Source organism: Tahibacter caeni (assembly GCF_024609805.1).
GTDB classification, from domain to species: Bacteria; Pseudomonadota; Gammaproteobacteria; order Xanthomonadales; family Rhodanobacteraceae; genus Tahibacter; species Tahibacter caeni.
This window is the reverse complement of the sequence record NZ_JANFVR010000320.1, coordinates 1-5,453: the sequence shown is the minus strand read 5'-3', so window position 1 is coordinate 5,453 and position 5,453 is coordinate 1. Positions and strand designations below refer to the sequence as shown.

General features: G+C 70.7%; 7 protein-coding genes. All 7 read right to left on the bottom strand.

Features of this window, described 5'->3' with window-relative positions; all coding sequences use genetic code 11:
- A partial coding sequence (locus NON22_RS19780) for a hypothetical protein (RefSeq protein WP_257388701.1) occupies window positions 1-265 on the bottom strand: 265 nt, incomplete at its 3' end.
- Window positions 262-867 (bottom strand): ABC-type transport auxiliary lipoprotein family protein, encoded by a 606-nt coding sequence (locus tag NON22_RS19775; RefSeq protein ID WP_257388700.1) that lies wholly within the window; start codon window positions 865-867, stop codon window positions 262-264. The genes NON22_RS19775 and NON22_RS19780, both read right to left, overlap by 4 nt.
- On the bottom strand, window positions 864-1,790 hold the full coding sequence (locus NON22_RS19770) for an MlaD family protein (RefSeq protein WP_257388699.1): 927 nt from the start codon (window positions 1,788-1,790) through the stop codon (window positions 864-866). The genes NON22_RS19775 and NON22_RS19770 overlap by 4 nt, the downstream gene beginning before the upstream one ends.
- 22 nt (window positions 1,791-1,812) lie before the next feature.
- The gene (locus tag NON22_RS19765; protein ID WP_257388698.1) at window positions 1,813-2,619 is read right to left on the bottom strand and encodes an ABC transporter ATP-binding protein; all 807 of its coding nucleotides are present in this window, start codon (window positions 2,617-2,619) and stop codon (window positions 1,813-1,815) included.
- Complete coding sequence (locus tag NON22_RS19760; RefSeq protein ID WP_257388697.1) at window positions 2,616-3,416, bottom strand: MlaE family ABC transporter permease; 801 nt, start codon at window positions 3,414-3,416, stop codon at window positions 2,616-2,618. Before NON22_RS19760 ends, NON22_RS19765 begins: the two co-directional genes overlap by 4 nt.
- Entirely contained in the window at window positions 3,413-3,748 is a 336-nt protein-coding gene (locus NON22_RS19755; protein ID WP_257388696.1) for an STAS domain-containing protein, read from the bottom strand. Before NON22_RS19755 ends, NON22_RS19760 begins: the two co-directional genes overlap by 4 nt.
- A partial coding sequence (locus tag NON22_RS19750; protein ID WP_257388695.1) for an ATP-binding SpoIIE family protein phosphatase occupies window positions 3,745-5,453 on the bottom strand: 1,709 nt, incomplete at its 5' end. The genes NON22_RS19755 and NON22_RS19750, both read right to left, overlap by 4 nt.

The window sequence follows — 5,453 nt, the reverse complement described above, 5'->3', positions numbered from 1 at the left end:
CGACGCTCTTCCGATCTTCGCGCGGCACCTGCCAGTGCAAGGCGGCCTCGGACACGCCGAGCGCGCCCGCGATGAGTGCCGCGACCGTGCCCGCCGGCTGCTCGCAGATCACCGCGACGCGCGCGCCGGCGGCCGCGACCGCCGTCTCGGTCTCGATGGACGCCGGTGCCGTCGCGCCGTCGCTGCGCGAACGCAGGCGATAGGCGACCACGCCCATCGCATCGAGCTGGCGCAGCCGCAGCGCCGACGGCGCGGTCGCGCTCATGCGCTCACCTTCGCGCCGAGGCCGGCGAGCTCGGCGACGAACGCCGCATAGATCTGATCGAGCGCCTGGCCGTAGGCGGCGATGCTCGTCGCGATCTCCGCGTCGGCCGCCGGAATGCGCGCCGAGTAGATTTCCTCCGACAACAGCTCGCCGGCACTCTCCACGCGCATCTGCAGCGCGACGTCGACGTGCCAGGCGCCGGCCTCCTGGACGCGCTCGAAGCGCTGGATCACCGCGCTGATGCGCAGCACGTTCGCGCTCGCGGGCAGGCGGTCGCTGACCTGCGGCGCCGCATCGATCTGGCGCAGCACGCGGATCAGCCGGCGCTGCAGCATGCGCGACGGCGGATCGCTCCATTGGCGGTAGTGGTAGGCGCGCAGCGCATGGCCGTCCTTGTCCAGCGCATAGATCAGCGCCTGGTCGGCATAGATGCCGTCGGCGCTGAAGATCGCCACGTCGACGGGCACCTCGAAGCGCGCGGCGCGCGCCGGCGGCAGCACCGGATCGGGCAGGCGGTACCAGGTCACTTCGGGCACCGGCACGGATTCGCAGCCGCCCAGCAGCAGCGACGCGAGCAGCACGGCCTTGGCGGCCAACCTCATCGTTCGGACTCCTCTGGCGTATCGGCCTTGGGCGCCAGCAGCAAACGGTTCGGATTCTTGCGGATCTCGCGGCTGAATTCATCCACGTTGCGGCTCGCACTGTCCAGGTGGTGGACGATCGTGTCGATGCGGCCGGACAGCGTCGCGAGCACGGCGCGCAGGTCGACGACGGCCGCGTTCACATGGACACGGTTGTCGTGGGTCAGCCCGGCCAGGTCGCCGAGTGCACGGTCCAGGTTGGCCTTGGTCGTGTCCAGGTCGCGGCTCAGCGCGCGTACGTCGCCGAGTATGCCGCTGACGGCTTCGCGGTTGGCCGGCTTGAGCAGGTCGTTGACCGATTCGGACGCCTCGGTCAGGCGCACGAGCAGCACGCGCGCCTGGTTCAGCACTTCGGGCGTGCCCTTGTCGAGCGAGCCGGTGATCGAATCGATGCGGCCGGACAGGTTGCGCACGAGCGGCGTCAGCTGGTCGCGCGTCAGGGTCGTGACCTCGGCGGCAAGCTCGTTCATCGCGCCGAACACATCGGTGCCCTCTTCGCCGCGGATCTCGGCGCCGACCGGCAGCATCGCCTGCCCGTCGCCTTCGCGGATCGCGACGGTCACGTCGGCCAGCAGCCCGCTGGCCTGCAGCCGCGCGACGGAGTCCTGCGGAATCGGCCAGTCGGCGCGCACGCTCAGGGTCACGCGATAGCGCGTACCCTTCTCGCCGCGCTCGGGCGTGACGCCGTCGACCTGGCCGATGCGATAGCCCTGGTAGAACACCGGCGCGCCGGCGCGCAGGCCGGTCACGTTGCGGTAGTAGGTGTGGTAGTCGGCCTCGCCGCCGCGCTTGCCGGTGATCAGGAACAGCGCGAACAGCAGCAGCCCCAGCGCCGCGAGCACGACGGCGCCGACGAGGGTGTAGTTGACGTGGTCGCGTTTCACGGAGCTCTCCGCAGTTCCCTGTTCATGCCTCTTCCTCGGTCAGGCGGCGCAGATAGGCGTCGGTGTCGACGACGACTTCGCGCGGACGCCGGTTCAGCAGGTCCTGGATGCGCTCGTTGTCCGAGCGGCGCACGGCGTCGACCGTGTCGGTCATCAGCACGGCGCCCTGGTCCAGCACCGTAATCGTATCCGCGATCTTGAACGCGCTCTCCAGCTCGTGCGTGACGACGACGATGGTCATGCGCAGCGCATCGCGCAGGCGCAGGATCAGCTCGTCGAGCTCCGCGGAGACTACCGGATCGAGGCCGGCCGAAGGTTCGTCGAAGAACAGCAGCTGCGGATCCATGACGATGGCCCGCGCGAGCGCCGCGCGCTTGACCATGCCGCCGGACAGCTGGCTCGGCATGAGGTCGTGGAAGCCGCCGAGATTGACGACTTCGAGCTTCATGCGGCTCATGATGCGGATCTGGTTCTCGCTGAGCTCGGCATGGTGCTCGCGCAGCGGCAGCGCGACGTTTTCGCCGACCGTCATCGAGGTCAGCAGCGCGCCGCCCTGGAACGACACGCCGAGCCGGCGGCGCAACTGCTGCAGCTCGCGCGGGCCGGCGCGCACGATGTCGGTGCCGAACAGGCGGATGCTGCCGCGCGCCGGCCGGTGCAGGCCGAGCAGATGCCGCAGCAGCGTGCTCTTGCCCGAGCCCGAGCCGCCCATGATCACGCGGATCTCGCCGGCTTCGACGCGGAAATCCACGTCGTGCAGGATCCGGCGCTTGCCGTACCAGGCCTCCAGCCCCTGCACGTCGATCAATGGCGCGGCCGTGTCGTTCATCGGTTCAGGAAGAACGAGAAGATCATGTCGGTGACGATGATGTAGCAGATCGACAGCACGACCGCGCGCGTGGTCGCGCGGCCGACGCCTTCGGCACCGCCGGTGACCGAGAAGCCGGTGCTGCAGCCGATCAGGGTGATCAGCACGGCGAACACGGCGCTCTTGCAGATGCCCTGCCAGAGATCGCCCGGATCGAGCAGCGACAGGGTCTGCAACAGGTAGGCCTGCACCGGGACGTTGAGCGCCGGCGCGCTGTAGAACGCCGCGCCGACGATCGCGACCGCGTCGGCGAACACGGTCAGCACCGGCAGCATGACGAGCATCGCGATCAGCGCCGGCGCGACGAGATAGCGCACCGGCTCGATGCCGATCACGGCCAGCGCGTCGACTTCCTGCGACACCGTCATCGAGCCGATGCGCGCGGCCAGCGCCGAGCCCGAGCGGCCGGCGACGAGGATTGCCGTGATCAGCGCGCCGAATTCGCGCGTGACCGATTTGGCCACGGCGACGACGACCTGGGACTGGGCGCCGAACTCCTTCAGCGCGGCGATGAACTGGATGCCGAGCATGATGCCGATCGTCAGCGCGAGCAGGCAGACGATGGGCAGCGCCTCGACGCCGACGCGGCGCATCTCGGCGACGATCGCACCGAGGCGCACGGGCTGGCCGCTGCGCCAGCCCCAGGCGGCGAACCAGAGGCTTTCGGCCAGCAGCATGCCGGCATAGCCGAAGCCCGCGACCGACTGCACGGTCGCGCGGCCCAGATCCGCCAGCGGCTGGAAGGCCGGGCGGCTCAACCGGCCTCCGGCGCCGCCAGACCGGCCAGATCGGGCACGAGCGTGAACACACGGTCCAGCCGCGCGAGTTCGAGCACCGCGAGCACGGCCGGACTCGTCGCGACGAGCACGAAGCGGCGCTCGCCGTCGCGCGCAGTCTGCAGGCCTTCGACGAGCGCGGCGATGCCGGACGAGTCGATGTAGCTGACGGCCGACAGGTCGACGCCGACCGACTGACGCTCCAGCGCCTCGATGATCGCGTCGCGCACGCGTCCGGACCAGGACAGGTCGACTTCTCCGCTGAGGCGGATCAGCAGCAGATTGCCGTGCGGCTCCGTGGTCAGGTCGTTCAAGGCAGTTCCTCCGTGGGCGCCACGACGCGCTTCCACATCCACAGCACGTTGCCGACGCCGCCGGCGCACGGCTGCAGGCGCCAGCCGTCCATCAGCGCGTCGATGAAATTGACGCCGAGCCCGCCGGCGCGGCACTCGGCCAGGTCCCGCGGCGTCACCCGCGACGGATCCACCCCGGGAGCGTCGTCGCGCAGCTCGAACTCCAGCACGTCGCCGTCACGCTGCAATGACAGCACGATATCGCCGCAGCTTCCGGCATAGGCGTGCCGGATGATATTGCAGCAGGCCTCGTCGACGGCTAGCACGAGGCGATCGCGCAGGTCGGCGGCAACGCCGTCGCGCTCCAGCGCGAGGCGCAGCTCCGCGCGCATGCCGCGCAGCCGCTCGGGCTCGGCCGGGAACACCTGGCGCAGCAGCAGCACCGCGGCGTTGGGCCGGCTTTCCTCGAGCAGCAGCAGTGTGGTGTCGTCGACGAGGCGCAGCTGGCGCAGCTCCGAGACGATGGAGCGCAGGCGCACTTCCGGCGGCGCGGCCGCATGGCGCTCGATCAGCGCGCGCGCGCCGTCCTGGCCCAGGCGTCCGCCGTTGCTGCGCACGTCGGTCACGCCGTCGGAGAAGAAATACAGCGCGCCGCCGCCGAGGCGCAGCCGCGTCTCTCTGAATTCCTGGCCGACGACGATGCCCAGCGGCGGTCCCTCGGAACGGTGCTCGCTGCAGATGCCGCTCTGGTACAGCAGCGCCGGCGGAAACCCGGCGCCGGCCATCTGCACGAGCCCGTTGCTGCGGTCGTAATAACCGACCGCGGCGCAGACGAAGCGGCCGCCGTGCGTGGTCTGGCACAGTTCCTCGTTGGCCCGGCGCAGCCATTCGCCCGGCGCGATGCCGTCCTTGCCGGCCCAGCGCAGCAGGCTGGCTGCGCGCGTCATCAGCAGCGCGGCGTCCAGGCCCTTGCCGGCGACATCGCCGATCACGAAGCCGATGCGGCCGTCGGGCAGGTCGAAATAGTCGTAGAAGTCGCCGGAGATCTCGTGCGCCGGCAGGTTCAGCGCGAGCAGCGGAAAGCCGGCGCGGCGGCGCTTGGGCAGCAGCAGCTTCTGCAGCCGGCGCGCGAGGTCGAACTCGCGCTTGAGCCGCTGCTGCTCCACGAGTTCGGCGGCCATGCGCGCATTGCTGATGGCCAGCGCCGTCGGCGCGGCGAGCAGGCGCAGGATGCCCGCGTCGGTGTCGTCGAAGGCCTCGCCGCTGCGCTTGTTGGCGAGCTCGATCGCGCCGATGACGCCCTTGGCCGTGGTCAGCGGCGCACTGACGAGACTGCGCGTGACGAAGCCGGTCTGTGCGTCTAGGCCGCGGTAGACGCGCGGGTCGGCCGCGGCGTCGGGGACGACGATGACCGCCTTCTCGACGACCGAGCGCCAGACCACGCCCTGCCCGCGCTTCAGGCGCGCGCCGGTCAGCTCGACCGGCCCGACGCAGAGCTTGCATTCGAGCTCGTCGCTGGGCTCGTCGAGCAGGAACAGCGAGGCAGCCTCGACCTGCATGTAGTCGACGATGCGCTGCAGGGCGAGCGGCAGGGTCTGGCGCAGGTCCAGCGAGACGGCGAGCGCTTCGGACAGCTCGGCCAGCAGCGCGAACGCGCGCGCCTCGTCGCCGGTCGCGGCGCGGGCGAGCAGACTGGCCGTCGCGGCGCTCACGCCGGCGGCGACTC

Bases quoted from the DNA above. Each gene is read 5' to 3' on its own strand.
- NON22_RS19765 (WP_257388698.1), bottom strand. From the start codon at position 2,619: ATGAACGACACGGCCGCGCCATTGATCGACGTGCAGGGGCTGGAGGCC.
- NON22_RS19775 (WP_257388700.1), bottom strand. From the start codon at position 867: ATGAGGTTGGCCGCCAAGGCCGTGCTGCTCGCGTCGCTGCTGCTGGGC.